Origin of the sequence: Actinomadura sp. KC216, from assembly GCF_004348535.1 — a bacterium.
Classification (GTDB): domain Bacteria; phylum Actinomycetota; class Actinomycetes; order Streptosporangiales; family Streptosporangiaceae; genus Spirillospora.
The window spans coordinates 1-25,664 of the sequence record NZ_SMJX01000006.1 but is presented as its reverse complement, the minus strand read 5'-3'; the positions used below and the strand labels follow the sequence as shown (position 1 = coordinate 25,664).

The following is a 25,664-nucleotide window of genomic DNA, read 5'->3' as shown; positions in this document are numbered from 1 at the left end:
GATGGGGGAAACGATGGCTTCACTGTAGGCGCGGCCGCGTAGATGTGGCCGCCTTTCCCCGCCCCGCTCAGGATGGATGATCTGCGACGAGCGGGGTGTCGACGCCCGTCGCGCCGTACGCCTGGGCGCCGCCCGGATTTCCGATTGGCTCCGATCGCCCCGGTAGCGTCTCCTGGAAGAAGGCGCGCGAGTCGTCGAGGTGCGCTTTCCGTTCCGGGTCCTTGCGCGCTTTCCGGTCGACGAAGATGGCGCCGATGGGACATTCGACCTCGCAGGCTCCGCAGTCGATGCATTCGCCGGGATTGATGTAGCTCTTGCGGTCGCCCTCGTAGATGCAGTCGACGGGGCACACGTCGACGCAGGAACGGTCCAGGACGTCGATGCAGTCCGGGCCGATGACGTAACTCATGTGATGGTCCTCTTCTGCGGGTCGGTCGGTGCGGGTGGCCCAGCCGGTCGGTCTGGGGCGGCTCAGGCGCCGTCGGTCGAATGGCCGGGGAACAGCGTGAGGTCCGGATCGAGATCGACGGCGACGTGGTTCATCGCGGTCGCCACCTCGCCGAAGCCGACCGACATGAGCCTGACCTTGCCGTCGTAGTCGGTGAGGTCGCCGGCCGCGTACACGCGGGGGAGGTTGGTGCGCATGCTCCGGTCGACCGCGACGGACCGGCCCCTGAGGTCCAGGCCCCAGCCGCGGAGCGGCCCGAGGTCGCTGACGAATCCGAGCGCCGCGATCACGTGGTCGGCGGCGACGACGGTCTCGTCCCCGCTCCGGCCGCGAAGGGTGACCTTGGTGAGCGTGCCGGATTCCAGGTCGCCGTCGAGCCGCACGACCTCGGTGTCGACGTGGACGGCGGCCGATCCGGCGCGGACCCGGGCGAGGGTGGCGGCGTGCCCCCGGAACGCCGCCCGCCGGTGCACGAGGGTGACGCTGCGGGCGATCGGGACGAGGGCGTCCGCCCAGTCCAGCGCGGAGTCGCCGCCCCCGACGACGACCACGTCGCGGCCGGTGTGGACGGCGGGGTCGGGCACGAAATACGACAGGGCGGTGCCGGCCCATTCCGCGCCGCAGGGCAGCGGGCGGGGCGTGGGCGTGCCGATGCCCGCCGTGAGCACGACCGCCCGCGCCCGGACGACGGTGCCGTCGTCCAGCGTGACGACGGGCTCACCACCGGAGTGCGCGAGCCGGACCGCCTGCCGCCCGAGCAGGTACACCGGGTCGAACGCCGCCGCCTGGGCCGCCAGCGCGCTCACGAAGTCGCGGCCGCGGATCGCGGGGATCGCGGCGACGTCGCGGATCTCCTTCTCCGGGTACAGCGCCGTGACCTGGCCGCCGAGCGCGGGAAGCGCGTCGGCCACGACCGCCGACAGGCCCCGGAATCCCGCGTAGTACGCGCCGTACAGCCCCGTCGGGCCCGCCCCGACGATCAGGACGTCGGTGCTGATGGACTGCGGTGCGGCCATGGCCTGCCTCCAGCCGGGGGACTCGGTTCCTTCGGCGGAGAACGTAGAAAAACCGTTGGTCGCTTGGCGCGCCGCGCGGACCGCTGAACGAACCCGCGCCGATTTTCCGGTCGCGGTCCGCCAGGCGAACCGCGCGCGTTGTCGGCGGCTCTCGTCCGGTGGTGTTCTCCGGACCATGACCGAGACAGCGAACGCCACCTCCCCCGGCGCGCCGAAGAGGGCCGCCCGCCGTCGCCAGGGCATGCTGCCCGGACGCCAGGACTGGTCGACCTGGCCGCACTACCAGGCGGCCGCGTCCGGGTTCCGCGGCTACTGGTACCCGGTCTGCTTCGCCGACCAGGTCGGCGACAAGCCCCGCAAGGTGCGCCTGCTCGGCGAGGACCTCTTCGTGATCCGCGACGGCGGCCGGATCTTCGGGATGAAGGACCGGTGCCCGCATCGCGGCGTCCCGCTGAGCTACGGCAACAAGCAGTTCCCCGGCACGGTCTCCTGCGTCTACCACGGGTGGACGTTCCAGCTGGAGACCGGCGATCTCGTCGCCGCGATCACCGACGGCCCGCGGTCGCCGATCTGCGGGAAGGTCAGGCAGCCCACCTACGACGTCGAGGAGCGGCTCGGCATGGTGTGGGTGTACGTCGGGGACGGCGAGCGGCCGCACCCGATCGACGAGCAGCTCCCCGAGGAGCTCGTGGACAACGCCGCCGTTCTCGGCCAGCGCATCCAGCCCCGCGCGGGCAACTGGCGGTTCGCCTGCGAGAACGGCTACGACGAGGGCCACGCCAAGTACCTGCACCGGGCCGCGCTGTGGCGGCTGTTCAAGCCCATGCCGGTGTGGAACACGACGAAGATCGTCAAGCGGGGCCGGTGGATCTACCGCGTCCAGGAGAAGCAGTACTGGGAGGCGGAGTTCCCGGGGCTCGGCCGCTGGTCCGGCCAGGCCTGGTACAAGGCAAGGCCGCCGAAGGAGACCAGGAACATCGGGAACACGTCGTCGCACCGCGAGGTCAACCCGGTGATCGCCGCCCAGGAGTTCCCGGGCTTCGCGTCCGTCGCCATGCCCGGCGTGCTGCGCATCGCCTACCCGACCTTCATCCACTACGAGTTCTACGTGCCGGTGGACGCCGACAACCACCTCTACGTCGGCGTCATGGCCGACTTCCAGAAGGGCGTCAGAACCCTGCCCTTCTACGTCAAGTACCTCGGTGCCGTCCGCTGGCTGTTCCACGGCCAGTTCTCCGGCCAGGACAGGTGGATGGTCGAGGTGACCGACGCGCCGCCGGAGAGGCTCTACCGTCCCGACGAGTCGCTCCTGCAGTGGCGCAGGCTCGCCGAGGACACGGCAGAGGCCCGGCTGGACCGCCTCCGGGAGCAGGGACTCACCCCCGCCGACCCCACCGCCTGAGGGGGACCGATGGCCTCCATCGTGCTCGGCGTCGGCGCGTCGCACTCGACGCTGATGAACACCCATTGGGACAGGGTCGTCCACACCGATCGCGCGGAGGCGTTCCGCGACGGCCTCGCCGCCGCGCGCGCCCGCATCGCCGAGGCCCGGCCGGACGTCGTCGTCGTGGTCGGTTCCAACCACTTCCGCGGCTTCTGGCTCGACCTCATCCCGTCGTTCACGCTCGGGGTCGGCGAGGTCATCGCGGCGGGCGACGGCGGCACGCCGGAGGGCCCGCAGCGCACCGACCCCGGGTTCGCGCGGACGCTGGCCGCCGGGCTCGTCGAGGCGGGCACGGAGGTCGCGATCTCCGCCAGGCTCACGATCGACCACGGCCAGTCGCACGCCGTCCAATGGCTGCTCGACGGCCTCGACGTGCCGATCGTGCCGCTGGTGGTGAACGTGTTCGCCGCCCCGCTGCCCACGATGCGCCGCTGCGTCCAGCTCGGCGCGAACCTGGCGGCCGCGATCGCCCGGATGCCGGGGGAGGGACGCGTCGCCGTCGTCGCCTCGGGCGGCCTGTCGCACCGGCTGCCGTGGCCGTCGGACTGGACGGACCCCGAGGGCGAGGACGAGGAGTTCCTGGTCGAGGCATGGCTCAACGGCCGCGGCCAATGGACCCGCTACGACCGGCGCCGCCGCGAGATCATCGTCGCCGCCCAACCGACGATCTTCACCGGCTTCGACAAGAGCTTCCTCGGCGACCTGGAACGCGGCGAACTACACAGATACGCGGATCTCCGCTCCGACGAGATCGAGGCCCGGGCAGGCAACGGCGGGCAGGAGCTGCGCACCTGGATGGTGATGGCGTCCGCGCTCGGCTTCGTCCCCGGCCGGGCGCTGGTCTACGCGCCGATGCCCGAGTGGCTCACCGGCATGGCCGCCGCCGTCGTCGAACCCGCCGCGCCCCCTGGCACCGAGAAGGGACGACCATGACCGTGACGCCCCACCGGCTCACCTCACCCGCCGCCGGCCCGATGCCCGCGGGCCGGTACGCCGACGCCGGCGGCGTGCGCTACCACTACCTCGACCTCGGGCACGGCCCGGACACGATCTTCCTGCACGGCGGCGGCCCCGGCTGCACCGGCTGGAGCGACTTCGGGCCGGTGGCCCCGCTGTTCGCGCGCGACCGCCGCTGCCTGATCGTCGACATCCTCCAGTACGGCAAGTCCGAGAAGTGCCGGATCAGCGGGCCGATGTGGGACTTCCACGCCGCGAAGACGAACGCCCTCATGGACGCGCTCGGCGTGCAGAAAGCCGACTTCATCTGCAACTCCTGGGGCGGGACGATCGCGCTCTGCCTCGCCGCGACCTATCCGGACCGGGTGCGCTCACTCGTGATCACCGGGAGCATGCCGGTCTTCTACGGCCCGCTCGCCCCGCTGCCCGAGAACGGGCACCGCGGCCGCAACGCCCGCGACGTCTACTACGGCGGCGAGGGCCCGACCAGGGAGAAGATGCGGTCCCTGATCACCCGCCTGGAGTGGTACGACGCGGACAGGCTCCCCGACGAGACGCTGGAGATGCGGTGGCGGCAGAGCCTCGACCCCGGGGAGCGCGAGCTCGCCGCGATGTCCGACTCGCCGCGCGGGGACTGGCAGGACCTGACCGCCGAGCTCGGCCGCGTCGAGGCGCCCGCGCTGTTCATGTGGGGCCGTGAGGACGCCTTCCTGACGCCCGACTACCCGATGATGCTCGCCCGCATGGTGAAGAACGGAAACCTGCACGTCATGGACCACGTCTCCCACCATCTGCAGGAGGAGCGTCCCGCCGCCTACCACGCGATCGTGGACGGCTTCCTGCGCTCCGTCGACCACCCGTGACACCCGAAGGAGAGGGGCACATGAACAAGATTCACGCCGCCGGATCCATCGTCCTCATCCTCACCGCCCTGGCGCTCGCAAGCCGCCGCCTGGCGGCCTACCGGGCCCTGCTCCCCAGGCTCACCGACCGGATCAACACCCGGGTGACCCGCATCAACCAGCACACCGCTACCTCTGGGGAAGAACGCACATGAGCAACGACCTGGCCCGCACCATCTGGACCGAGCTGGCCGACCTCGACTTCAGCCTGTCGACCGTCGACGCGGCCGGTATCCCGACCCGCTCCCTGCGCACCGGCGACGGCGAGGCCGTGATCTTCCTGCACGGGACGTCGGGCCATCTGGAGGCGTTCGCCCGGAACCTCCGCTCCCACGCCGAACGGCACGCATGCCACGCGATCGACATGCTGGGCCACGGGTACACGGGCAAGCCCGACCACCCCTACGAGATCCCGCGCTACCGCGACCACCTGCTCGCCTACATGGACGCCGTCGGCATCGACAAGGCGCACATCGTCGGAGAGTCCCTCGGGGGCTGGGTCGGCGGGCGGACCGCCATCGACGCCCCCGACCGGATCGCGTCGCTCCAGCTGCTGTGCGCCGGGGGCACCGTCGCCAACCCGGAGGTGATGGAGCGGATCCGGACGAGCACCCGGCGCGCGGTCCAGGCCGATGACGTCCTGCTGACCCGCCGCCGGATGCGGCTGCTGATGGCGGACCCCGCCAACGCGACCGAGGAACTCGTCGCCGTCCGGCACGGGATCTACCACCGTCCCGACTTCATCGCGAACATCGACAACCTCCTGTGCCTGCAACATCTCGAAACGCGCCTGCGGAACATCCTGAAGCCCTCCGACCTGGCGCGGATCACCGCCCCGACCCTGATCGTCTGGGGACGCGACAACCCGTTCGGCGACGTCCCCGAGGCCACCGCCATGCACAACGCGATCCCGGGCTCAGAACTCGTCCTCTTCGACGACTGCGGCCACTGGCCGCAGCACGAGCAGCCCGACAAGTACAACGACCTGAGCCTGCGCTTCCTCGCCAAGCACCCGCTGAAATGAACGCCGACGAGGCCGTCGCACACGTGATGCGCCAGGTCACCACCAAGGACCTCCTCGCCGCCATCACCAACGTCGTGGACATCGCGAGCCCCACCGGGGCGGAGGGCGAGCTGGCGTCCTGGATCGCCGCCCGCCTCGCCCACACCGAGTCGCACGTCCAGTGGATCGACGGGCTCCAGGCGAACGCCGTCGCCGTCCTCCGCGGCTCCGGCAACGGCCCATCGACACTGCTCTACGCGCCGCTGGACACGTTCACGACAGGCGACCCTCGCTGGGACGTCGCCGGGGCCGCACGCCAAATGCGCCCCGACATGCTGCCGCGGGCACAGGTCCACGGCGACCTCGTCCAGGGGCTGGGCGCGGGCAACCCGAAGGGGCACGCCGCCTGCGTCCTGATCGCCTTCGAGGCCCTGGCGGCCTCGGGCATCGACCTGGCCGGGGACGTGGTCGCCGGGTTCGGGGGGGGCGGCATGCCCGCGTTCGCGATCGACGGCATCGGAACCCCCGGCCGGGCCAACACCGGGCACGGCGTGGGCGCCGCCTTCCTGGCCGAGCGCGGCTTCACGACCGACCACGCGGTGATCGCGAAGCCCGGCTGGAACGTCTCCCACGAAGAAGTCGGCCTGGTCTGGCTCGACGTCCTCGTGCCCGGCGAGCACACCTACGTCGGGAGCCGCCACCGGATGCCGTACCGCAACGCCGTCGCGCTGAGCGGGATCGTCGCGAACCGGCTGGAGGACTGGTTCGAGGAGTACGCCGTCCGGCATGAGCACGGCACCATGCGTCCGCAGGGCGCGGTGTCGTCCATCGACGGCGGCCTCGCCCACCTGGCCGCCTCGACGCCCGCGACCGTGCGGCTGCGGGCCGACGTCCGGTTGACGACCCGGCAGACACCCGCGGCCGTGACCCGGGAGGTCCGCGCGTTCGTGACCGCGCTGGGCCGGGAACTCGGCACCGACCTGCGGGTCGAGCAGATCGCGGCCGTCCCCGCCTCCCGCACCGCCCCGGACGCACCGGTCGTCCGCGCCGCGATCGCGGCCTGGGAGGCGGTCGCCGGCGTCCCGCACCGGCCGATCAGGGAGAACAGCGGAGCCACCGACGCCAACATCCTCCGCATGCGCGGCATCCCCACCGCCCGCGTCGGCATGCAGAAGGTCCCCGAGGGCCCGTCCGGCGAGAGCGTCGACTTCACCCTCGGGATGAACCTGGTGGACGTCCGCGAGGCACACCGCCTGGTAGAAACCCTGATCCGAACCGTCCTCCTGCTCAACGCCGGCTAGCCCCAAGTAGCGCCCTTGTTCCCCCGTCACCGGCTGAGGTAGCCGCGTAGTGCGGCGATGCACGCGGCTCGGCGGGTGGCGTCGCGGGGGTACCGGCGGTGGCATTCGTCGCGGACCCACGCCGGTACCCGGCGCGTCCTCTGCGGCCGCTGAGGCGGTGACAGGGAGCGACGCGGGGCCGAGCGGTCCAGTTTCCACCTCTTCGGGGTGTGCGGCGCCTCCCCCTTCTTCGGGGTGTGCGGCGCAGGAGACTGCCGCTGCAGGCCACTGCTCGTCCCGACACTCGCCTTCTGAGGCCGCGGTGGCGCCGGGTGCGAGGCGTCCCCGACATGGAGCACGGCGGCGGTGCCGAGCGAAGCCACGATGGCGCTGATCAGAGGCGCCACCACCGGCAGCCCGCGGCGCCACCGCGGCCGCCTGCGCCGCGAACGGACACGCCACGGCTCATCGGGCTCAGGCGGCACACGCGCCCCCGACTCTGAACGCGGGTCATTGAGCACCACAAGTGGCTACCAAGAGCAACCTCCCAACTACAAGCACCCGCGCCGACCTGGGTGGCCTGTGGCGTAGGCGGCGACTACGGTCGCCCGAGGCGGATCCCGGGGTCGCGATGCATTCCGACCATTTCGATCACGGACAGAATCTGGGGGGAGACCTCATCGAGTATCAGCGGACTATGACCGGGCAGCCGGCTCGCATGGCGCGCGATCGTGTGAACCCCTCCCAGCAGAGAACGGCTCTTAATGGTAAATGTTTCACAAAACTCCTCTGTGCTGAGGTGTCTCCCGGGTGCGCCTCTACGGGAGTCGTTCAAGTGTGGCCGGAAGTGGCGGTCTGGTCGCTCGAAAATTCGTTGTGGTATTGCTTGCGGCGGTGTCAGGATTGTGTCGTGGTGACAGTCAATGATCGATTGTTAGGTGAGTTGAAAGAGGCGGCCGCGCTCTGCACGAGTGCGGGGCAACTGGCGGAGGCGCTGTCGAGCGCGATCAGGCCCGTGATCGCCCACGACGCGCTGCGGCTGGTGGCCACCAGCCCGAACGCGGGATCCGTGTTGTGGTCCTTCGGCTTCTGGCACGCCTACGAACCCGACTTCTGCCGGGCCCTGCTGCGCACCGACTACGCCGGTGGCGACACGTACCTGCCGGATGATCCCGCGCGACGGCCGATGGTCACCGTCCTGCCGGGAAACGGGGACGCGCCGCACGACCGTGCCGCGCGGCGCCTTGCGGCGGAGCACGGGATCGCGGCCGAGATGCGGCTGATGCTGCGGGACGTCCACGGCCTCTGGGGGCAGGTCGGCCTGGTGCGGGCCGAAGGCGGCAGGTCGTTCGACGAGGCCGATGTGGGGTGGGCGACGCGGCTCGTGCCGAGGCTGATCGGCTTCCTGCGCTCCTACGTCACCGCGGGTCCGCTGGCTCCGCCCGTCCCCTCGCCGCCGCCGGGCGTGATCATCGTTGGTCCCGACCAGGCGATCCGGACGGCCACTCCGGAGGCGTTCCGGTGGCGGGAGCAGCTGGAGAAGCACGCCCGCGCCCCGCGCTGGACCCGCGAGTCGTTCACCGCCGGGCTGGCGGAGCAGACTCGGCGGCACGCCCGCGACCCGCGCGCCGTCCCCCCGCTGATCGTGGGCCCGTCCGCGACCTACGGCCGCTGGGTCGCCGCGCACGGGCAGATCCTGAAGGGCACCGACGACGTGGCGCTCATCATCCAGGCGGCGAGCGCCGAGCAGCTACTGCCGGCCTTCTGTGACTGGTACGGCATTTCCGCGCGCGAGCGCCAGATCATCACCCATTTGCGCGAGGCGAGGGCTCCCAAGCAGATAGCGCGCTATCTCGATCTGTCCGTGCACACGGTCAACGACCACCTCAAAGCGGTCTTCCGCAAGACCGGCGCGAGCGGCCGAGACGAACTCCTGGCCGCCTTCTCCTAACCGATTGGTATCCGGCTGATGTGCGCTACCCGTTGCGACCCCACTGGTGGCATGGTGGCGGTCAGTGATCGGGTGGCTTGGGACCTGTGTGCGGCGCTCCAGCCCGGCGCCGGGCTGGAGGAGGTCGGGGCCGAGCTTTCGCGGGTGGTCGCGCGGGTGGTGGCGCACGACGCGCTGCGGTGCGGGGCGCTGAACCCGGCGACGGGCTGGGGCGCCACCTCGCTGGCGTTCTGGCACGGGTACCCGCCCGACCTCGGCCGCGCGCTACTGAGCGTGGACGGCGTCAAAGCGGACGTGCGGGAGCTGGTCCGGCAGGCGGCCCCGACGGTCGTGGCCGCTCTCCGTGCTCGCGCGCACGACCCGCTGCTCGCCAGGCATCGGGTCGGTGAAGAGCTGCGCCTCGCACTGCGGGACGCGCGGGGAGTGTGGGGAGTGCTCTGCCTGCTGCGCGCGGCGGGCGGGCGCCCGTTCGACGACGCCGACGCGTGGCGGGTCGCCGAGCTCGGGCCTTCGCTGATCGCCGCGCTGCGCGGGTACGTGACGGCGAAGCCCGGCGCGCCCGCGGAGCGGGAACCGCCGCCGGGCATGCTCGTCATCGGCGCCGACGACCGGATCCGCGCCATGACGCCGCAGGCGCGGCGGTGGCTGGACGCGATGAAGGCGCATCTGGCGGTCCCGGACTGGCTGGCCGAGTCCTCGTACGCCTCGCTCGCGGCCGCGGCGCGCGAGCACCCGGAACCCCCGCGGTTGTGCGTCCCCTCGGTGGGGGCCGGCTGGTGGACCGCGATCGAGGCGCAGCCGCTCGGCGACGACGGCGACGTCGCGGTCGTGATCCAGCGTGCGACCGGGACGCTCCTGCTTCCCTCGTTCTGCGACTGGTACGGGATCACGGCCCGCGAACGCCAGGTCGTGCGGCACCTCCATCGCGGTTCGGCGCCGAAGCAGATCGCGCGCGCGTTCGGGCTGTCCGTCCACACGGTCAACGACCACCTCAAGGCGATCTTCCGCAAGACCGGCACCGGCGGGCGCGACGAGCTCATGGCGGTCATCAACGCCTGACGGCCGCAACGCGGAAGAAGCCGAACGCCGCGCGCAGCTTCGGTGCGTGCTTCACGATGAACAGGCGGATGAAGAGCACCTGAAGCGTTCCCTCGATGGCGAAGACCGTGATCCCGTCGGCGATCTTCGCGACGTTGCCCGACATGGTCCCGTCGATGGCGTGCTCGCCCGCCCTGGCGAACAGATGGACCAGGATCGGCCCTTCGTAATAGAGGAACAGGGCGACCGACAAGAAGGAACCGACCAGCATGAGCCACGAGTACACCTTGACCGGCCGCCGCTCATGGGGCGGCACGTCGTGCAGAGGATTCGCGGGCGCCTGCCGGCCGCGCAGCGCCGCCGCCGTCCGCCGCGTGACGTACCGGACATAGCGCCAGCCGTCGGCGTACAGGTTCTTGCACCGCAGCCATTCCTGCAGCACGAAGTACATGTCGGTCCGCATGTACAGGGCGAACTGCTGGGCGATCGACAGCAGCAGGCTGAGGGTCAGCGCCTGGAGCGATCGCAGCGCGAATCCCGAAGGGGCGAAGACCTCGATGGCCAGCGAGCAGCCCGCCATGATCACCAGGTCGGACGTGACGCCGGCGAGGTAGACCCGGAACCGGGCCCGGCGGGGCGCGCCCCACAGCCCCGCCACCGTCGTCTGGGCGACGAGGACCTGCAGGCGCGTCCCCAGCCCGAACCGCGCGTGGACGCCGTCGACCCGCGCGGCGGCCAGGTGCCAGAACTCGTGGATCGCGATCGCCGTCAGCATCATCGCGGTGTTCCAGGCCAGGTTCACGCTCTGCGAGCCGGTGATGAAGTACACGTGGAAGCTCGGGATCAGGTCGCCGCGCCTGGCGGAGGCCGCGAGCCCGGCGAGGATGAAGGCGTAGACCGCCACCAGCACCGGCCACCGGAACGCCCAGCGGACGTGCTCCGGACGCAGCCGGCGCAGGCTGGGCGGGCGCGGCGGCTCGCCGATCGCGACACCGTCGAGGCGGGCGACGAACCCCAGGTCGACCAGGTCGTCGACGAAGGACACGGCGTCGATGTCCTCGCCGTGCGCGCCGCGGACGCGGTCGCACGCGGCGTGGAGGTCCGAACCGTCGCCGAGGGCGCGCAGGAAGGTGGCCGCCTCGGCTGGCACCTCGACGAACTCGCCGATGTCCGCACGGCCGACGATCCACTGCCCGCCGCCCTCGTCCCTGTACTGGAGCGGGTGCAGCTCGACCCGGCTCTCCGAAGTGACGGGCACGTTTCAGCCCTCGCGGCGGGCGGCGTCCCCGCAGTCCGGGCAGTCCGGCCGCTTCTTCGCCTCGATGTAGTACTGGTGGTCGTAGTCCAGGAAGTTGCGGTGCAGCTTCCTGCCGGCCGTCTGCACGGGCATCCCGAGCAGCAGGAAGATGGCCTCCAGGGCGGCGAAGTGCCCGGCCATCTGGGCGGTCGGCGCCATCACCGGGTTGAATCCGGGGATCCGCGGGTTGGACAGGTCGCCGCGGCCCACCGACTCCAGCCGTTCCCGCTCGCCGTCCCGCATGCAGCGGTAGCAGCCGGTCTCGCCCGGGATGAACGTGCCCGCGCACAGCATCGGCCCCGCGTAGGCGCCGTTCAGCCACGGCGTGCCGAGGCGCAGCGCGGCCTGGCTGGCGAAGTGCTCGATCCCCTCGGGGCTGTCGGCGCACAGCAGGAAGACGTCCGCGCCGCGCACCGCGCCGGCGACATCGTCGGCGCTGTCCAGCCGCAGGTCGGCCCCGGTGATCTCGACGTCGGAGTTCAGCGCGCGGAGCCGCTGGACGGCGACCTCGACCTTGCGCCGCCCGAGGTCGGCCTCGGTGTACAGCAGCTGCCGGTTGAGGTTGGTCAGCTCGACCTCGTCGAAGTCGACGCAGTGGATCCGCCCGACCCCGGACGCGGCGAGGCTCGACGCGACCGCGCAGCCGATCCCGCCCATGCCCAGCACCGCCACCGCGGCGGCCTTCAGCCGGGCCTGCAGCTCGTACGGGTGCGACCGGGGCGCGATGTCGATCCAGGACTGGAACTGGACGCCGCGCTCGTACCGCCTGAGCTCGCGCTCCGACAGCGACGGCGGCGGCTCCGAGCCCGCGTCCTCCGCCCAGCCGGACGCGATCAGGAAGTCCGCGACCTCGGCGACGTCGGCGGGGTCGGCGGCCTGCTCGGCGGCCACGACGGCGATCAGCTCGTCCTTGCGGAGCGTCCCGTCCATGCGCTCGCAGAGCGGCCACACCAGGCCCGACTCGTCGTCGAGTTCGCTGCCCAGCCCGTAGTGGCGGCTGCCGATCCAGATCATCCCGTCCGGACGGCGGACGGGCAGATGCGCGGTCTTGATGCGTGGTTTCAACATGAGATCGTCCCCCGAGAAAGAAATGACGGATTCCGAGAAGGGCCGGGGGCCGGGTCCCGCAGGACGCGCGACCCCCGGCACCCGTACTCAGGTGTTGTTCTTCCGGTCGCCCGTGGTCTCGAGCTTGTCCAGCTTCCGGATCTTGATCTTCGTCATCTTTCTCACCACCTTTCCCCCGTTGATGAACGGGAGCGGGCGGACCTGACGAATGCTCATTCCGAGCCCGCCGTTTCCCATGAGCGTCACGCTAGGCGGCGCCGGGGACGGGCCGATATCCCTAAACCTGGGGGTGGGGGGCGATGGACCATTGTGGTAACCGTGGAAGGTCGTCCACTCAGGCCGCGCTCAACTTTCGGGAATGATCATCCGGGCTGGGCGGGGACCTCTGCCGCCGGAGCGGGGACGGTGAAGCGGGTGGTTCTGCGGGACGCGATCCAGGCGCCGCCGTAGCCGGCGGCCAGCAGGGCCGCCGCGTACAGCAGCCAGCCGGTGACGCCCAGAGCCACGACGGCGGCCATGGCGGGCGGGCCGGCGATGGACATGCCGGCGCGGTTGAGGTCGAACGTCGACATGTACTCGCTCCGGTGGTCCGCAGGCGCGAGCTCGTAGGAGAGAGTCCAGAACGCCGGCGACTCCAGGAGCTCGCCGAGGGTCAGCGCCAGAGCCGCGCCGACCAGCAGCGCCACCGTCAACCAGAGGGGGCGGGACGCGGTCAGCGCGATCAGCACCGCGGTCGCCACGAACATCCAGCCGCTCAGCCTGACGCCGGTGATGGAGCTCCGGACGGTCTTGAGCCTCTCGGAGAAGCGGTACTGCAGGATGATGACCAGGGCGGTGTTCAGCGTCACGACGAGCGACACCGTCCAGTTGGGCACCTGGTCTTCGTGCAGCGCCCACAGCGGCAGGCCGACGCTGAGCACCATCAGGCTGCTGCTGAAAACGGAGGCGCTGCAGATGAGCCCGAAATACTGGTAGTCGCGCAGCACCGACCAATTTCTTCCGGTCGTGGGCCGGGCCTCGGCGGGGTCGGTGGCGGGAAGCCGGATCGTCCAGTACGCGGACAGGAAGAAGGACGCCGTGTTCAGCAGGAGCCCGACTCGCATTCCCATCTCGCTATCGATGGTGAGGATCAGGCTGGTCGTCCCGCCCGCCAGCAGATAGCCGATATTGCGCAGCGCCCGGATCGAGCCGAGGGCGCCGGATCTCTGGTCCTCCCCGAGCACGTTCGCCGTGAGCACCTGGCTCAACCCGCCCGATCCCGCGCGTGACAGACCGGCCAGCATGGTCCCCGCCAGTATGAGCGGCAGGCCGCTGGCCAATGCGACCACGACGTACGACGCGCCCTGGACGAGGTGGGCCAGCACGATGAATTTCCGCACACCGATGCGTCCCGCGATCACTCCGTTGGGGACGGCGGCGGCGAACTCGCATATCCCGCCGGCGGAAAGGACGAGCGCGATCTCGCCGGCGGAGAGCCCCGCCGCCCTGGAGGCGAAGAACGGCAGGACGACGAGCGCGATTCCGGTGCCGAGCGCGTCGATCAGGGATTGCACGGCCAGCAGCCGAATGGTTCCCTTGCTGGTCAGCGCGTCCCACCAGCCGAGACCGGCGAGTAATGATCTCATGGCTCCCAAGATAGGCGGCCGCCTGGGAATGCGGTCCCGCCGTCCGGCGTAGCCGATCGGCTACTGGTGATGTCCTTGTGCACGTTGTGGAATGATCGTCATGGCGAGCCGGCTCACCAAGGACGAGGCATTTCGGCGCGCTGCGCTGCTCCGGGTTCGCGAATACGAGATCGAGCTCGATCTCACCGGTGCCGAGACGTTCCGTTCGACCACGACCGTGCGGTTCGAATGCGCGGATCCTTCCGCCGACACCTTCGCCGATCTGCACGGTGCCGCGGTGTCGGCGGCCCGGTTGAACGGCCGCCTTCTCGACGGCGGCGACTACGATTCCCGGACGGGCCGTCTCAGCCTTTCCGGCCTTCGCGCGGCGAACGAACTGACGGTCGTCGCGGAGCTGCCGTACTCGCGCACCGGCGAGGGCCTGCACCGGTTCGTCGACCCCCCGGACGGCCGCGTCTACCTGCACAGCCAGTTCGAGTGCGCGGAGGCCAGCCGCGTATACGCCTGCTTCGACCAGCCCGACCTGAAGGCGAGGTTCACTTTCACGGTCACCGCCCCGCCCGACTGGACGGTGGTCTCGTGCACCCAGCCCGTCCGAGAGACGGGCGGGATCTGGCGGTTCCCCGCCACCGAGCCGCTGCCGACCTACCTCACCGCGATCGTCGCCGGGCATTACGAATCGGTCACCGCGGATTACGGTGACGGCCGGGTCCCGATGGCGCTCTACTATCGCGCGTCACGCGCCGCGGACGTGGAGCCCGAGGAGATTTTCGACGTCACCCGGCAGGGGTTGCGCTTCTACGAAGAGGTGTTCGGCCGCCCCTACCCGTTCGGCAAATACGACCAGTTGTTCGTACCCGAGGCCAATGCGGGTGCGATGGAGAACGCCGGATGCGTCACCCTCAAAGAGGACTTCCTGTTCCGTTCGAGGGTCACCGAGGCGGCACGGGAACGCCGGGCCGTGACGATCCTGCATGAATTGGCGCACATGTGGTTCGGCGACCTTGTCACGATGCGGTGGTGGGACGACCTGTGGCTCAAGGAGTCCTTCGCCACGTACATGAGCGTCCTGTGCCAGGCCGAGGCGACCCGCTGGCAGGGGGCGTGGACGACCTTCGCCAGCGCCACCAAGGAGATCGCCTACAGGCAGGACCAGCTGCCGTCGACGCATCCGATCGTCACGAGCATGCCCGACATCCATTCGGTCGAGGCCAATTTCGACGGCATCACCTATTACAAGGGCGCGTCCGTCCTCAAACAGCTGGTGGCCTACGTCGGGTCGGACAATTTCCTGCGCGGCGTGCGCGACTACTTCCGGCGCTACGCGTGGGGGACCGCCACCCTGCCGGACCTGCTCGCGTGCCTGGAGGAGACCTCGCGCCGGGACCTCGCGACCTGGTCGAGGGAGTGGCTGGAGACGGCGGGCGTCAACACGCTGCGCCCCGAGCCGGTCGTGGACTCCGGCGGCCGGCTGGAGAGCCTGACCGTCGTTCAGGAGGCCGCGTCCGAAGCCGCGGTGCTCCGGTCCCATCGGATGGCCGTCGGGCTGTACGACCTGACCCCGGCCGGGCTGGTCCGCCGCCGCCGGGTGGAGATCGACGTGGTCGGCGCCCGCACCGAGGTGCCCGCGCTGGCCGGTGAGCCCCGGCCCGACCTGCTGCTGCTCAACGACGACGACCTCACCTACGCCAAGGTGCGGTACGACGCGGCGTCGCTGGCCACCCTGGCGGCGCACATCGGCGAGTTCCGCGCGGACCTTCCGCTCGCCGTCTGCTGGGCGGCGCTGTGGGACATGTGCCGGGACGCCGAACTGCCCGCCCGCACCTACGCCCGGCTCGTCATCGACGGTATCGCCGCCGGCGCCGTGGACGACGTGGGGGTCGTCCAGTCATTGCTGCGGCAGGCCAGGGAGGCGCTGGTGCGGTTCGCCGACCCGGCGCACCGTGACGCGGCACTGGAACACATGGCGGGAGCGCTGCTGGAGCGTGCGCGGACGGTCGCCGCCGGTTCCGAGCTGCAGCTGTGCCTGTTCCAGTCGTTCCTCCGCACGGCCACCTCCGCCGGCCAGTTGGCGACCATCCGGGCCCTGCTGGACGGAGAGCGGAGCGTGCCGGGCCTGGATCTCGACGTCGACCTGCGCTGGACGGCGCTGCGCCGCCTCGTCGTCCGCGGCGAGGCCGGGCAGGCGGAGATCGCCCGGCAGCTCGACCGGGACCCGAGCGCCTCGGGGAACCTGCTCGCGCTCGGCTGCTCGGCCGCCGTTCCCACCCCGGACGCCAAGGACTCCGCCTGGCGGCGGATCTGCGGCGGCGACCTCTCGAACGCCGAGTTCCGGGCGCTTCTCGAAGGCTTCTCCGAGCCGGAGCACGCGAAGTTGCTCCGGCCCTATCGCGACGCCTTCTTCGAGGTCGTCGGCGCGATCTGGCAGGACTGGAGCGTGGACATGGCCCACCACTTCGCCCGGGACGCCTATCCGGGTCACGCCGTCGAGCCCGAGACGGTGGCGCGCACCGAGACGTACCTGAAGGACGGATCCATCCCGGCGGCGTTGCGCCGCCTGCTGCTGGAGGGGCTGGACGAGGTGGCCCGCGCCCTGAGGGGACGGGACCTGGACGCCGGAGCCCGCCAGGCGACCTCCCATCCGGTGACCTAGGCAGGCGGGGCGCCAGGCGACCTAGGCGGGTGGTTCGTCGCCCTTGATCCGGGCCAGCACCGCCGTGTAGTCCCGGCCCGCCCAGCCGTCGCGCCCCGCGTCCTCCAGCCAGGTACGTGTGGCGGGAAGCAGCCGGACGTCGAGTCCGGCCGCGGCCGCCGCGGCGGCGGCCAGACCGCAGTCCTTCAACGCCAGTTCCAGCACGAACCTCGCGGGGAAGTCGCCCGCCTCCAGCGCCGGGCGGCGGCGCTCCGCCTGGGCCGCCAGCGGCGTGAGCGCGAGCAGCCGGTACGTCGCGTCCGTGTCGAGGCCCAGCCCCTCCGCGAGCCGCATGGACTCGCCCAGGACGCACAGCACACCGAAGAGCGAGGAGTTGGCCACCAGCTTGGCGGCGGTGCCCGAGCCATAGGGGCCCAGGTGGGTGGGGGTGCCCAGGTCGCGCAGGAACGGCTCCCACACGCCGAACAGCTCCGAGGCGGAGCCGACGAGCACCTGCAGGGATCCGTTCTCCGCCTCCGCGACGCTGCCCAGCACCGGCGCGTCCATCACGCGTGCGGGGTCGGGTGCCGTCTCCGCGAACGCGCGCAGATCGGCGGGCGACACCGTGGACATCTGGATCAGCAGGGGCGTCCCGCCCGCGGCGAACACGCCTTCGGGGCCCTCGGAGACCGCCCGCAGCGCGGCTCCGTCCGACACCATGAGGACGACCCCTTCGGCGCCGTCCGCCGCCGCGGCGGGGGACTGGCACCACTGCGCCCCGGCGCCGCGCAGGTCCGCGAAGTCGCGCGGGCCGCGGTTCCAGATCCGCACCTTGTGACCCCGCCGCAGGAGCCGTCCGGCGATCCGGCTCCCCATGGCGCCCAGGCCGATCACGGCGATCGTGCTCATGCTCGTCCTCCCGTCAGCGGCCGGCGGGAGGGCAGGCCGCCGCCGAGCACGGTGCCGAGCACCTCGTCGCGCATGGCCGGATTCAGCATGTCCATGTTCACATGAAATATCGAGCAACGCTCCGTCAGGTCCCGCAGCTGTTCTCTCATGCGCGAGTAGGCCTCCAGGTAGGGGTCGAGGTCACCGTCGTAGTGGGCGAGCAGGTCGTCCTTGAGCCCGTACGCGCTGACGGCGAACGCGAACTGCTCCAGAAAGTCGTGGCCCTGCGCGGCGCTCAGTTCCCGGATGCCGTACGGGCGGTCCGGCCTGTAGTCGACCACGCAAAGGCTGCGCACGGTGGCCGAGTCGACCGTGGTACGGAAGAGCCGGGCGGGATCGGCCTTGAACTCGTTGTCCTCCAGGTGCCCTTCGAGCCCGGCGTTCCGGATCAGCGGGGCGAAGCAGGCGTCGTCGCGGATCCGCATCACCGCCGGTACCCCGTGGGCCTGGCGGCCGCGCAGCAGCGCGTGCGTGTTGGTGAGGAACGCGCCGCCTTCGGCGCACGCTGTTGCCAGGAAGACGGTCTTCCCGGCCCCGCCGCGCCCGAACAGGAGCGTGCCCTGGCCGCCGGCATCGGCGAAACCGGCCGCCTTGAGATGCAGCAGGCCGTTGTCCGCCGCGTAGGCCGTGAGCAGGTGTTTGACGAAGTACGGCCAGACGGTCTTCTCCAGGCGGCGCCCGAAGACGGCGAAGCGGCTGCCCCGCGACACCAGATACGCGGGGGCACCGAAGTAGGACGTCAGATAGAACCCGGTGCGGAAGCGCTGACCGCGGAAGGTCCGGTCGGCCAGGTCGTTCAGGCGCGCCTCGTCCACGGGCGTCCGGTCCAGATCGACGCAGTCGACCCAGTAGTCGGCGCTCGGCGCGCCGTCGCGAACGAACCGGGTGAAGTAGGAGTAGCCCGCGAAGTCGGGCAGGTTGCTGCGCATCCCGACGCGGACCAGGTTGAGATCCACCACCCGGGCGGTCAGGTCGGCGCCCGCCTCGTCCAGCAGCTCGTCGAGCTCGGGCACCGGCGGAAGCGGGATCACCGGTCACCTCCGGGACGGCCGTTGCGGGCCAGCGAGCGGTTGCCGAACTCCGGCAGCCCGGTGACCTCGCGGCCGAACCAGGCGGGCGGCGTGTACCGCCCGGCCTGGTCCCGGTCGGCGAACTCCACCTCGGCCACGCACAGCCCGCGCAGCCCGCCCTGGAAGACGTCCACCTCGATCTCCACGCCGCCGTCCAGGACCTTGTGGCGGACCTTGGTGACCCGTGCGCCCTCGGTGAGCGGCCACAGGGCGTCGAAGTCGGCGGGAGACATCGTCAGGTCGACCTCGGTGCGCACCAGCCCGCTGCCGTGTTTGACGGTCAGGCGGCACTGGTCGTCGTTGCGCCGGATCCGCACCTCGGTGCCGCCCTCGCCCGTGGGCAGGTACCCCTGCTCGATCAGCCTGGTCTCGGCGCCGTCCACCGGCGGGTCGCCCGTGACGAGGAACTTGCGCTCGATCTCGAGCGGCATGTCAGATCACCCCCAGGTCGGTCAGCTTCGCGACGACCGTCGCGAAGCGCTCCGGGCTCATCGTCTTGGCGGTCCGCTCCTGCGCCGTCTCGGTGGCGGCCCCCGAACTCCAGGTGACCTCGCCGCGCGGGCCGTCCAGGGTGAAGTAGCCGTCCTTCACCGAGGGGCCGCGGAGGATCAGCGAGGCCGTGATCTCGTCGGTCGACAGCCCATGCACCAGGCGGTGGTCCAGGAAGTAGTCACCACCGGTCGGCACGTCGTGGATGTAGCGCGGGACGCGGGCGTCCCCCTCGCGCGCGCGGGCGAGGACCTCGCCCTCCTCCCCGTAGAGCGCGTGCTGGTACCGCCCCGCGAGCAGGCGGGCCGCGAAGGACCACCGGTGGTTGTGCGGACGGTCGTCGTAGCCGGGCCAGAACAGGTGGAGCCGCAGCCTGATCGCCCGGTCGGCGCTGGCCCACAGGACCAGCTTGTCCATGTTCGGATAGCTCTCGCGGTCGCCGGCGGATCCGCCCTCGCCCTCGCCGAGCGCCGTGACGGCCGCGGCCAGCAGGCCCTCCCGCGCGGCGAGGCGTTCCAGGATCCGTGCGGTGGCCCGCCTCGCCGATGCCGTGTCCGCCCAGTCGATCGTGCCCGCCTCCCTGACCACGGCACCGATCTCGTCGGCCGGTGCGCTCGGGCCATCGGCTGGACGCCGCATCGTGTCACGCTCGGTCATCGCCGTCGTTCTCCTCTCCTCGACTGCGCACCGGACCTGGCCGGCGCCCGGCACCGATCGGTTCGCTTCGGCTTTCGACCAGCTCGCGGGCCCGCTCCGTGAGCTCGGGAAGGTCCATCGGGCCGAGGCGGCACCACTGGTGCGCGGCGGCGAGCCTGCGGTAGGCGCCGCGGACGCGGTGCTGGTACGTGGTGAAGGCGTCCGGCTCGTCCGCGAGCCCCTGCCACTCGCCGCGCTCGGTCGCCCTGGCGTCCGGCCGCCGGTCCGCGCAGGTCTCGGGCGGCACGTCGAGCCAGATGACCAGGTCCGGCACGGACACGCCGACGAACGGCTCCCCGGCATCGGAGTGCCCGGCGGTGAGGGCGAACCGCGCCGTGAACTTGTAGAACCAGGAGTCCGCGACGACCGGCCGCCCGGCGTCCAGCGCGGGCCGCACCACGAGGTGGTCGAGCCCGTGGAACCACGCTCCGATCAGGCCCGTCCAGTGGTGGAAGCCGAGGTCGGACGTCACCGCGCCGGGCGGGTACTCCCAGATGAGTCGGCGCAGCCCGGCCAGGTGGTCGGCGAGATAGCCGGACAGGCCGGCGGTGGCGGTGTGCCGGTCGAGCAGCAGCGCGTCCCGGTGCTCCTCCGCGAGGCGCGCGGCCAGTGACGCGGCCAGTTCGGACTTGCCCGAGCCGTCGATGCCCTCGACCGAGACGAGCAGACCGCGCGAGCGGCCGGCGGTCACTTGGGGAGGCTCCTCACGAACTCGATGTCCCGGTCGGTCAGCCCGGCCGCCGCGTCGATCGCCTCGACGTTGGCGCGCACCTGGTCGCCCGACATCGCACCCGTGATGACGCTGAGCGTGGTGGACCTCGCGATGTGGAGGCCGAGCGCGAGCTCCAGGACGCCGACGCCGTGCCGCTCCCCGTACGCGGCGAGCTCCTCGACGATGTCGAGGGCGGCCGGGGTGAAGAACCGGAAGAGCTTGTCGGGCTTCATGCGGGCGACCCGCGAGCCCTCCGGGATGCGGGCGTCCTTGCGGTACTTGCCGGTGAGCACCCCGCTCGCCAGCGGGAAGTACGGGATGAAGCCCAGGCCGTTCTCGTCGCAGAACGCCAGCACGCCGTCGTCCTCGGCCTGCCTGTTCACGAGGCTGTACTCGTTCTGCACCGTGAGGAACCCGTCGAAGTCCGCCTCCTTCGCGGCGATCCGGGCCTCCTCCAGCTGGGCGCGGGAGAAGTTGCTGCATCCCGCCCACCGGACCTTGCCCTGCTCGACCAGCGTGCGGAGCGCGCCGAGAGTGTCCGCGACGGGGACGGACGGGTCCGGCTCGTGGATCTGGTAGAGGTCGATGCGGTCGGTGCCGAGCGCCCGCAGGCTCGTCTCGGCCGAGCGCAGCACGTTCTCCGGGTGCCCGCCCCTCTCGTGCGGCGCCCGTGCCTCCTTGGTGGCATGGCCGAACTTGGTGGCGATCAGGACCTCGTCGCGCCGGCGGCCCAGCGCGCGTCCGAGGATGCCCTCCGCCGTCCCGGACCCGTAGACGTCGGCGACGTCGAAGAAGTCGACGCCGAGATCGACCGCGGTGTTCACCACCTCGCCCGCCGTGGCTTCGTCGCATCGCTTCCCGAAGTTGCTGCACCCGATGCCCAGCGTGGAGACCGGGATGCCGCGGAAGTCGCGCCGCAGGACCATGTGCGTCCGTCCAATCACTCGTCGTTCACCGGACGGGAGGCGCCCGCCGGGATGGGGGGCCCGGCCGCGTTCCAGCCAGTGGAGTCGGTCATGTAGTACTCGAACAGCAGCCGGGAGACCCGCCGGAGGATGCTCCGCTTCAGCCGGAGCGCGCCGCCGTGCCGGTGCGTGGTCAGGTCGAACCTGCCGGGCCGTTCGGGCTCGTCGGGGCGGCGCAGGTAGTCGGTGGCGAAGTGCACGCAGGAGAAGGCGACGGCGCGGCCGGTCGCACTGTTCCAGGCGGCGATCGCGTGCGCCATCTGGGATATCTCGTTGTCGATGGACTCGACGCCGTACCCCATCCCCAGGGCGCGCTGGGCCAGGTCCTCCTCCAGCACGGTGGCCACCGACATGTGCAGCCCGGTGGACAGGTGCGGAAAATGTTCCAGCACGCCGTTGCGCGGGGCGTCGGCCTCCTTGAGCAGCTCGGGCGGGCCGGTCAGGCGCAGGTAGCCGGACGGCACGAAGAGCCGCGTGTAGATGTCGTCGGGCGAGGCCAGGGTGCCGAGCTTCCCGGCGTAGATGATCTCGTCGGCGCCCGCCCCGGCGCAGGCCACGGCCAGGTTGGCCGCGATGGAACCCCAGAAGCTGAAGCGGACGCCCAGGGCGCAGACCCGTTCGCCGTTGGGCAGCAGCAGGCGGGTCACCCCGTAGTAGTCGCTGCCGTCCTCGTCGGTGACCGCCGCGCCCCGCCTCAGCCAATGGGAGACGACCTCCCTGACGTATCCCATGAGCACGCGGTCACCGGGACGGACGAGGCGCGGCAGGCCGGTCCATTCCGCGATCCCGCGCTCCGCGTCGGGGTAGCGGACCACGCTGCGCAGCAGCCCAGGATCGAGGCCCCGCGCCTGGAGGTACTGGCGGACGATCCGGGCGTTGTGGAGGACGTAGTCGCGCCCCGGCGGCACCGCCATGATCAGCGTCCGGCCGGCGGAGCCCGTGCGACCCGGTCCGTCACTGACGAAGAAGCGCGGGCGCACGATGTTGAAGACCTTCCCCGGCCCGAACAGGTGCCCGGGGTGCATCAGCCTCGCTCCGGGCCACACGGCGGTGAAGTGGTCGGGATGGATGCCGTGCACTTCCAGCTTCATCCCGGCGTCCAGGACCATGTCCAGGAGGTCCGCAGGCAGCCGCTGGAACGCGTAGGCGTCCACGGCGGCACCCATCGTGTGCTCGGCGCTGCGCGTCGGCGGTGTCTCCGCGGGGGAGAGCGCGATGGCCTGCCGGTATAAACCGTGGAACGCGTCCACATCGAGGTCCATGCCTAGGTAACTCCACAATCAGTGCGCCGCCGTCACCCGAACGAAATGGCATGTTCGAGCGCGCACGGTAACCCGGTACGCATTCCCCTGAGCACGCAACTTGAAGGCGGGAGGACAAGGATCTCCATGCCGAGTTTCATGATGCCGTCACCCCGTTCTCGGCTGGAGTTCGCCGCAGTCTCGCATATTGCCCGCAGTATTCGCAAGGCTTGTGATCTGCGTCCGATGCTTCTGTTCTGACTGCGTGAAAGGCGGTCGTGTCCGGGTCCTGATGTGGTCGGACCGGCTCGCCGCTGACCGGTCGAGGATCTATAAAAGGCCAGGTCAGAACATGGAAGAGACGCAAAAGTAATAGCCGCTGAGTCGGCAATGCGCCGCCGGGTGGACGCGATATGTGAAGTCATTAAGACTCGAAGGGATCTTGCATCCGATCAGCGGAGGCTCCTAGGCTTCTGGTTGAGACGGAACGGGAATTGCGAGCGGCCGGCAGAAGCCCGGCTTGCACGATCCATGGCTCGCAGAAGTCCGATGATCACCATTCGCTGGGGTTATGGGGGAACTGTGGCCCGCAGCGGAGACGCCGCCTTAGGGATCGGAGCGCGGGGGACGATATGGCGAACAACCGTGGACCTGAGTTAGTGAACAACGGCCTCGTGACCGCCGAACTCGACTACGCGAAATGGCTGGTCGAACCGGATGTGCCGGACGAGGCCGTCGTCGAGGCCATGCGGCTGCCGCGCGGACTGTCGATCGAGGCCCTGGCGGACGACGAGGCCGCCGCGCTGCGGGCCTACCACACCGCCTGGAGCGAGAACTCCGGTCTGGACACCCTCGACCTCTTCAACCGCAACAGCGCCTGCAAGCGGGTCCTCTACCTGTCGGCGCCGATGCTCCTCACCGACACCATCGAGACCGACACGTTCGTCGCCACCGGCGTCAACGAGCGCATCCACCTCTACCGGGCCGCCGACGTCCGCGACACGATCCGGCTGGAGGCGGTCTCGTCCTACCAGGTCGAGGGGCTGCGGTTCCGGTACGCGCTGTCGATCCAGTACGCCGCGGACTCCACCGGGCTCGGCTGGCAGGTGATCCGTCCGGTGGTCGTCCTCGACTCCGGCCTGCTCGGCCAGGTCGCCAAGGCCGGGGCCGAGGGGCGCGCGAAACTGGAGCGCGTCCTGGAGCCGCTCTGGAAGCTGATCCTTTTCGGATCGCACGACTACGTGCACGCGACGGTGCTGAACTGGTTCCCGCCCCCCGCGCGGCTGCCGGACGACTACGCCGCGATGGCCTGCGAGCGGCCGCACCCACCGGAGATCGACGACTGGCACGCCTGCACGCAGCGCCCCCTGCCGCAGGGACTCGTGGACGGCTGGGCGACCCCCGGGATCGCCACGCTGGAGCTGTACTCGCTGCAGGTCCATGCGCAGACGATCGCCCGCCTGTGGGATGGCGAACCCGCGCTTGGCCGGTATGTCACCGAGCTGATGGCGCGGTTCGACCAGGCCCTGAGCGAGCTGTGCGACGTCGACATCTTCGGCGACCGCCGGTCCGCCGAGGCGGTGGCCGACTACTTCACCGCGCTGGCGGGCTGGTTCGTCGTCTCCGCCCTCCCCTTCGGCACCGACAGGCTGGCGCAGGTGCTGTCGGTCGTGCCGACCGCGCGGGCCACCGCGGCCCTGAAGAATCTCGGCGAGCCCCACGGAGGAATGTTCGCCTTCGCGGCTCTGGCCGACCCCGAGAGCTTCCCGTGGGGAGACCGGTTCGTTCCGGTGCACCGGGTCACGGTGGAGTACGAGGAGGCACTGCGGCTTCCCGCGCTGCGCGAGAACCTGACGTATCTGCTGCGGCCCCGGACCGGCGACGCCCGCGGCGCCTGCTGGCTGGACGTCCTGTCCGCGCCGCTCGACGAGCCCGCCCGCGCCTCGCTCCGGACGGCGCTGGCCGCCCTCAGAGACCTGCCCGGAACGCAATTGCCCGGCGGCGTCGTGCGGTTCGCCGAATCCGGCGACCACGCCGCGTTCGCGGAGCTGGCCCGGCGCGCCGCGGATCCCGGATCCCGGAGCGGCCGGTCCGGGGTGGAGAACTACGTCTGGACCACGCTCGCCGGCACCGCTCACATCATGGACCGCATTCTCGACAAGGAGAGGGTGCGCGCATGACCGACAGTGCCCACCACCTGGTCTCGCGCCTGACCCGGGCCGCCGAGGCCGCCGCGCTCGGAGCGCACGGCGTCCGGATCGACATCGCGGGCACGGGCATCGACTTTCACAGCGACCATCGGCAGGGCATCCGGATCGCCGAGACCATCCTCGGACCGTACTGCGACATCACCGAGATCACCGACAGCACCGGCATCCGGGCCAACGGCGCGGGCGGCGGCGCACGCCCCGAGGCCGGTCGCTGGCGGGTGGTCAGCGCGATGGTGGAACGGTTCGGCGCCGTCGCGGACGAGCTGGTGGCGGCGCTGGAGGCCGACGGGGTGGCGTCCACCCCGGTCCGCCGCTGGCCGGGGGACTTCAGCGTCGCGCGCCACGACCTGGGTCCCGGGCAGACGGTGATCCGGCACTACGAGCCGTTCACCGGCCTGACCGTCTTCGACCGCGACGCGCACACGATGTACTACCTGCGGCCGGACGAGGCGTTCGACGCCTCGCACACCGAGCACGTGCTCAAGTACCCGCTGCGGACCTGCCTGCGCCTGCTCGGGCTGTGCCAGGTGCACGCCGCGGCCTGCCACTACCGCGGGCGCGGGCTGCTGCTCATGGGCGAGAAGGCGAGCGGGAAGTCGACGCTGCTCTGCCGGTTCCTCGAACGGGGCGCCCGGCAGATGTCCAACGACCTGGGATTCGTCCGCCCCCGCC

General features: G+C 71.0%; 24 protein-coding genes. 11 read left to right on the top strand and 13 right to left on the bottom strand.

Going from position 1 to position 25,664, the window contains the following annotated elements:
- Nucleotides 1-67: 67 nt before the first annotated feature.
- Together fdxA and E1264_RS01840 are read right to left on the bottom strand one after the other, a co-directional pair.
- Nucleotides 68-409, bottom strand: a complete 342-nt coding sequence (fdxA, locus tag E1264_RS01845) for a ferredoxin (RefSeq protein WP_132168886.1) — start codon at nucleotides 407-409, stop codon at nucleotides 68-70.
- A gap of 62 nt (nucleotides 410-471) precedes the next feature.
- Nucleotides 472-1,464 carry an NAD(P)/FAD-dependent oxidoreductase gene (locus E1264_RS01840; RefSeq protein ID WP_132168884.1) on the bottom strand — a complete coding sequence of 331 codons (993 nt, stop codon included), beginning with the start codon at nucleotides 1,462-1,464 and terminating at the stop codon, nucleotides 472-474.
- 175 nt (nucleotides 1,465-1,639) lie between these two features.
- Between E1264_RS01840 and E1264_RS01835 the strand changes: the two genes are divergently transcribed.
- The 8 genes from E1264_RS01835 to E1264_RS01805 all read left to right on the top strand — a co-directional run bounded on the left by E1264_RS01835 (nucleotide 1,640) and on the right by E1264_RS01805 (nucleotide 10,060).
- Complete coding sequence (locus E1264_RS01835) at nucleotides 1,640-2,866, top strand: Rieske 2Fe-2S domain-containing protein (protein ID WP_132168882.1); 1,227 nt, start codon at nucleotides 1,640-1,642, stop codon at nucleotides 2,864-2,866.
- Nucleotides 2,867-2,875: 9 nt separating this feature from the next.
- Nucleotides 2,876-3,841, top strand: coding sequence for a catechol 1,2-dioxygenase (locus tag E1264_RS01830; protein WP_132168880.1), 966 nt, complete (start codon nucleotides 2,876-2,878; stop codon nucleotides 3,839-3,841).
- A complete protein-coding gene (locus E1264_RS01825; protein WP_207935669.1) occupies nucleotides 3,838-4,728 on the top strand; it encodes an alpha/beta hydrolase in 891 nt (296 codons plus the stop codon). Before E1264_RS01830 ends, E1264_RS01825 begins: the two co-directional genes overlap by 4 nt.
- Nucleotides 4,729-4,748: 20 nt before the next feature.
- On the top strand, nucleotides 4,749-4,922 hold the full coding sequence (locus tag E1264_RS42925) for a hypothetical protein (RefSeq protein WP_165963914.1): 174 nt from the start codon (nucleotides 4,749-4,751) through the stop codon (nucleotides 4,920-4,922).
- Nucleotides 4,919-5,791 carry an alpha/beta hydrolase gene (locus E1264_RS01820; protein ID WP_132168878.1) on the top strand — a complete coding sequence of 291 codons (873 nt, stop codon included), beginning with the start codon at nucleotides 4,919-4,921 and terminating at the stop codon, nucleotides 5,789-5,791. The genes E1264_RS42925 and E1264_RS01820 overlap by 4 nt, the downstream gene beginning before the upstream one ends.
- Complete coding sequence (locus E1264_RS01815; RefSeq protein WP_132168876.1) at nucleotides 5,788-7,071, top strand: M20/M25/M40 family metallo-hydrolase; 1,284 nt, start codon at nucleotides 5,788-5,790, stop codon at nucleotides 7,069-7,071. The genes E1264_RS01820 and E1264_RS01815 overlap by 4 nt, the downstream gene beginning before the upstream one ends.
- Nucleotides 7,072-7,960: 889 nt before the next feature.
- Nucleotides 7,961-9,001, top strand: coding sequence for a helix-turn-helix transcriptional regulator (locus E1264_RS01810; protein ID WP_207935668.1), 1,041 nt, complete (start codon nucleotides 7,961-7,963; stop codon nucleotides 8,999-9,001).
- A 72-nt stretch (nucleotides 9,002-9,073) separates the two neighbouring features.
- The gene (locus E1264_RS01805) at nucleotides 9,074-10,060 is read left to right on the top strand and encodes a helix-turn-helix transcriptional regulator (RefSeq protein WP_207935667.1); all 987 of its coding nucleotides are present in this window, start codon (nucleotides 9,074-9,076) and stop codon (nucleotides 10,058-10,060) included.
- On the opposite strand, the gene E1264_RS01800 is transcribed toward E1264_RS01805, so the two are convergent.
- The 4 genes from E1264_RS01800 to E1264_RS01790 form a co-directional block, all read right to left on the bottom strand.
- Nucleotides 10,050-11,297: a hypothetical protein gene (locus E1264_RS01800; protein ID WP_132168872.1), complete on the bottom strand. Its 1,248-nt coding sequence runs from the start codon at nucleotides 11,295-11,297 to the stop codon at nucleotides 10,050-10,052. The genes E1264_RS01805 and E1264_RS01800 overlap by 11 nt on opposite strands.
- Before the next feature lie 3 nt (nucleotides 11,298-11,300).
- A complete protein-coding gene (locus E1264_RS01795; RefSeq protein WP_132168870.1) occupies nucleotides 11,301-12,404 on the bottom strand; it encodes a ThiF family adenylyltransferase in 1,104 nt (367 codons plus the stop codon).
- Between the two features lie 87 nt (nucleotides 12,405-12,491).
- Entirely contained in the window at nucleotides 12,492-12,641 is a 150-nt protein-coding gene (locus E1264_RS42920) for a hypothetical protein (RefSeq protein WP_165963913.1), read from the bottom strand.
- A gap of 125 nt (nucleotides 12,642-12,766) precedes the next feature.
- On the bottom strand, nucleotides 12,767-14,029 hold the full coding sequence (locus E1264_RS01790; RefSeq protein ID WP_132168868.1) for an MFS transporter: 1,263 nt from the start codon (nucleotides 14,027-14,029) through the stop codon (nucleotides 12,767-12,769).
- Between the two features lie 100 nt (nucleotides 14,030-14,129).
- Here E1264_RS01790 and pepN point away from each other — a divergent pair, with 100 nt between their 5' ends.
- A complete protein-coding gene (gene pepN, locus E1264_RS01785; protein ID WP_132168866.1) occupies nucleotides 14,130-16,682 on the top strand; it encodes an aminopeptidase N in 2,553 nt (850 codons plus the stop codon).
- 21 nt (nucleotides 16,683-16,703) lie between these two features.
- Here pepN and E1264_RS01780 read toward each other — a convergent pair whose 3' ends face one another.
- The 7 genes from E1264_RS01780 to E1264_RS01750 are packed head-to-tail and all read right to left on the bottom strand — an operon-like array spanning nucleotide 16,704 to nucleotide 22,803.
- Nucleotides 16,704-17,570 (bottom strand): NAD(P)-dependent oxidoreductase, encoded by an 867-nt coding sequence (locus E1264_RS01780; protein WP_132168864.1) that lies wholly within the window; start codon nucleotides 17,568-17,570, stop codon nucleotides 16,704-16,706.
- Entirely contained in the window at nucleotides 17,567-18,640 is a 1,074-nt protein-coding gene (locus tag E1264_RS01775; RefSeq protein WP_132168862.1) for a FomB family phosphonate monophosphate kinase, read from the bottom strand. The genes E1264_RS01780 and E1264_RS01775 overlap by 4 nt, the downstream gene beginning before the upstream one ends.
- Nucleotides 18,637-19,110 (bottom strand): CYTH domain-containing protein, encoded by a 474-nt coding sequence (locus E1264_RS01770; protein WP_132168860.1) that lies wholly within the window; start codon nucleotides 19,108-19,110, stop codon nucleotides 18,637-18,639. The genes E1264_RS01775 and E1264_RS01770 overlap by 4 nt, the downstream gene beginning before the upstream one ends.
- A gap of 1 nt (nucleotide 19,111) precedes the next feature.
- Nucleotides 19,112-19,825, bottom strand: coding sequence for a hypothetical protein (locus E1264_RS01765; RefSeq protein WP_132168858.1), 714 nt, complete (start codon nucleotides 19,823-19,825; stop codon nucleotides 19,112-19,114).
- Nucleotides 19,812-20,555 (bottom strand): AAA family ATPase, encoded by a 744-nt coding sequence (locus tag E1264_RS01760; protein ID WP_132168856.1) that lies wholly within the window; start codon nucleotides 20,553-20,555, stop codon nucleotides 19,812-19,814. The genes E1264_RS01765 and E1264_RS01760 overlap by 14 nt, the downstream gene beginning before the upstream one ends.
- Nucleotides 20,552-21,502 (bottom strand): aldo/keto reductase, encoded by a 951-nt coding sequence (locus E1264_RS01755; RefSeq protein WP_132168854.1) that lies wholly within the window; start codon nucleotides 21,500-21,502, stop codon nucleotides 20,552-20,554. The genes E1264_RS01760 and E1264_RS01755 overlap by 4 nt, the downstream gene beginning before the upstream one ends.
- A 14-nt stretch (nucleotides 21,503-21,516) precedes the next feature.
- Nucleotides 21,517-22,803: a hypothetical protein gene (locus E1264_RS01750; RefSeq protein WP_132168852.1), complete on the bottom strand. Its 1,287-nt coding sequence runs from the start codon at nucleotides 22,801-22,803 to the stop codon at nucleotides 21,517-21,519.
- 638 nt (nucleotides 22,804-23,441) lie between these two features.
- On the opposite strand from E1264_RS01750, the gene E1264_RS01740 reads away from it, so the two are divergent.
- Both E1264_RS01740 and E1264_RS01735 read left to right on the top strand, forming a co-directional pair.
- Nucleotides 23,442-24,962, top strand: coding sequence for a hypothetical protein (locus E1264_RS01740; protein WP_132168848.1), 1,521 nt, complete (start codon nucleotides 23,442-23,444; stop codon nucleotides 24,960-24,962).
- Nucleotides 24,959-25,664: hypothetical protein (locus tag E1264_RS01735; RefSeq protein ID WP_207935666.1), on the top strand; the 706-nt coding region annotated here is incomplete at its 3' end. The genes E1264_RS01740 and E1264_RS01735, both read left to right, overlap by 4 nt.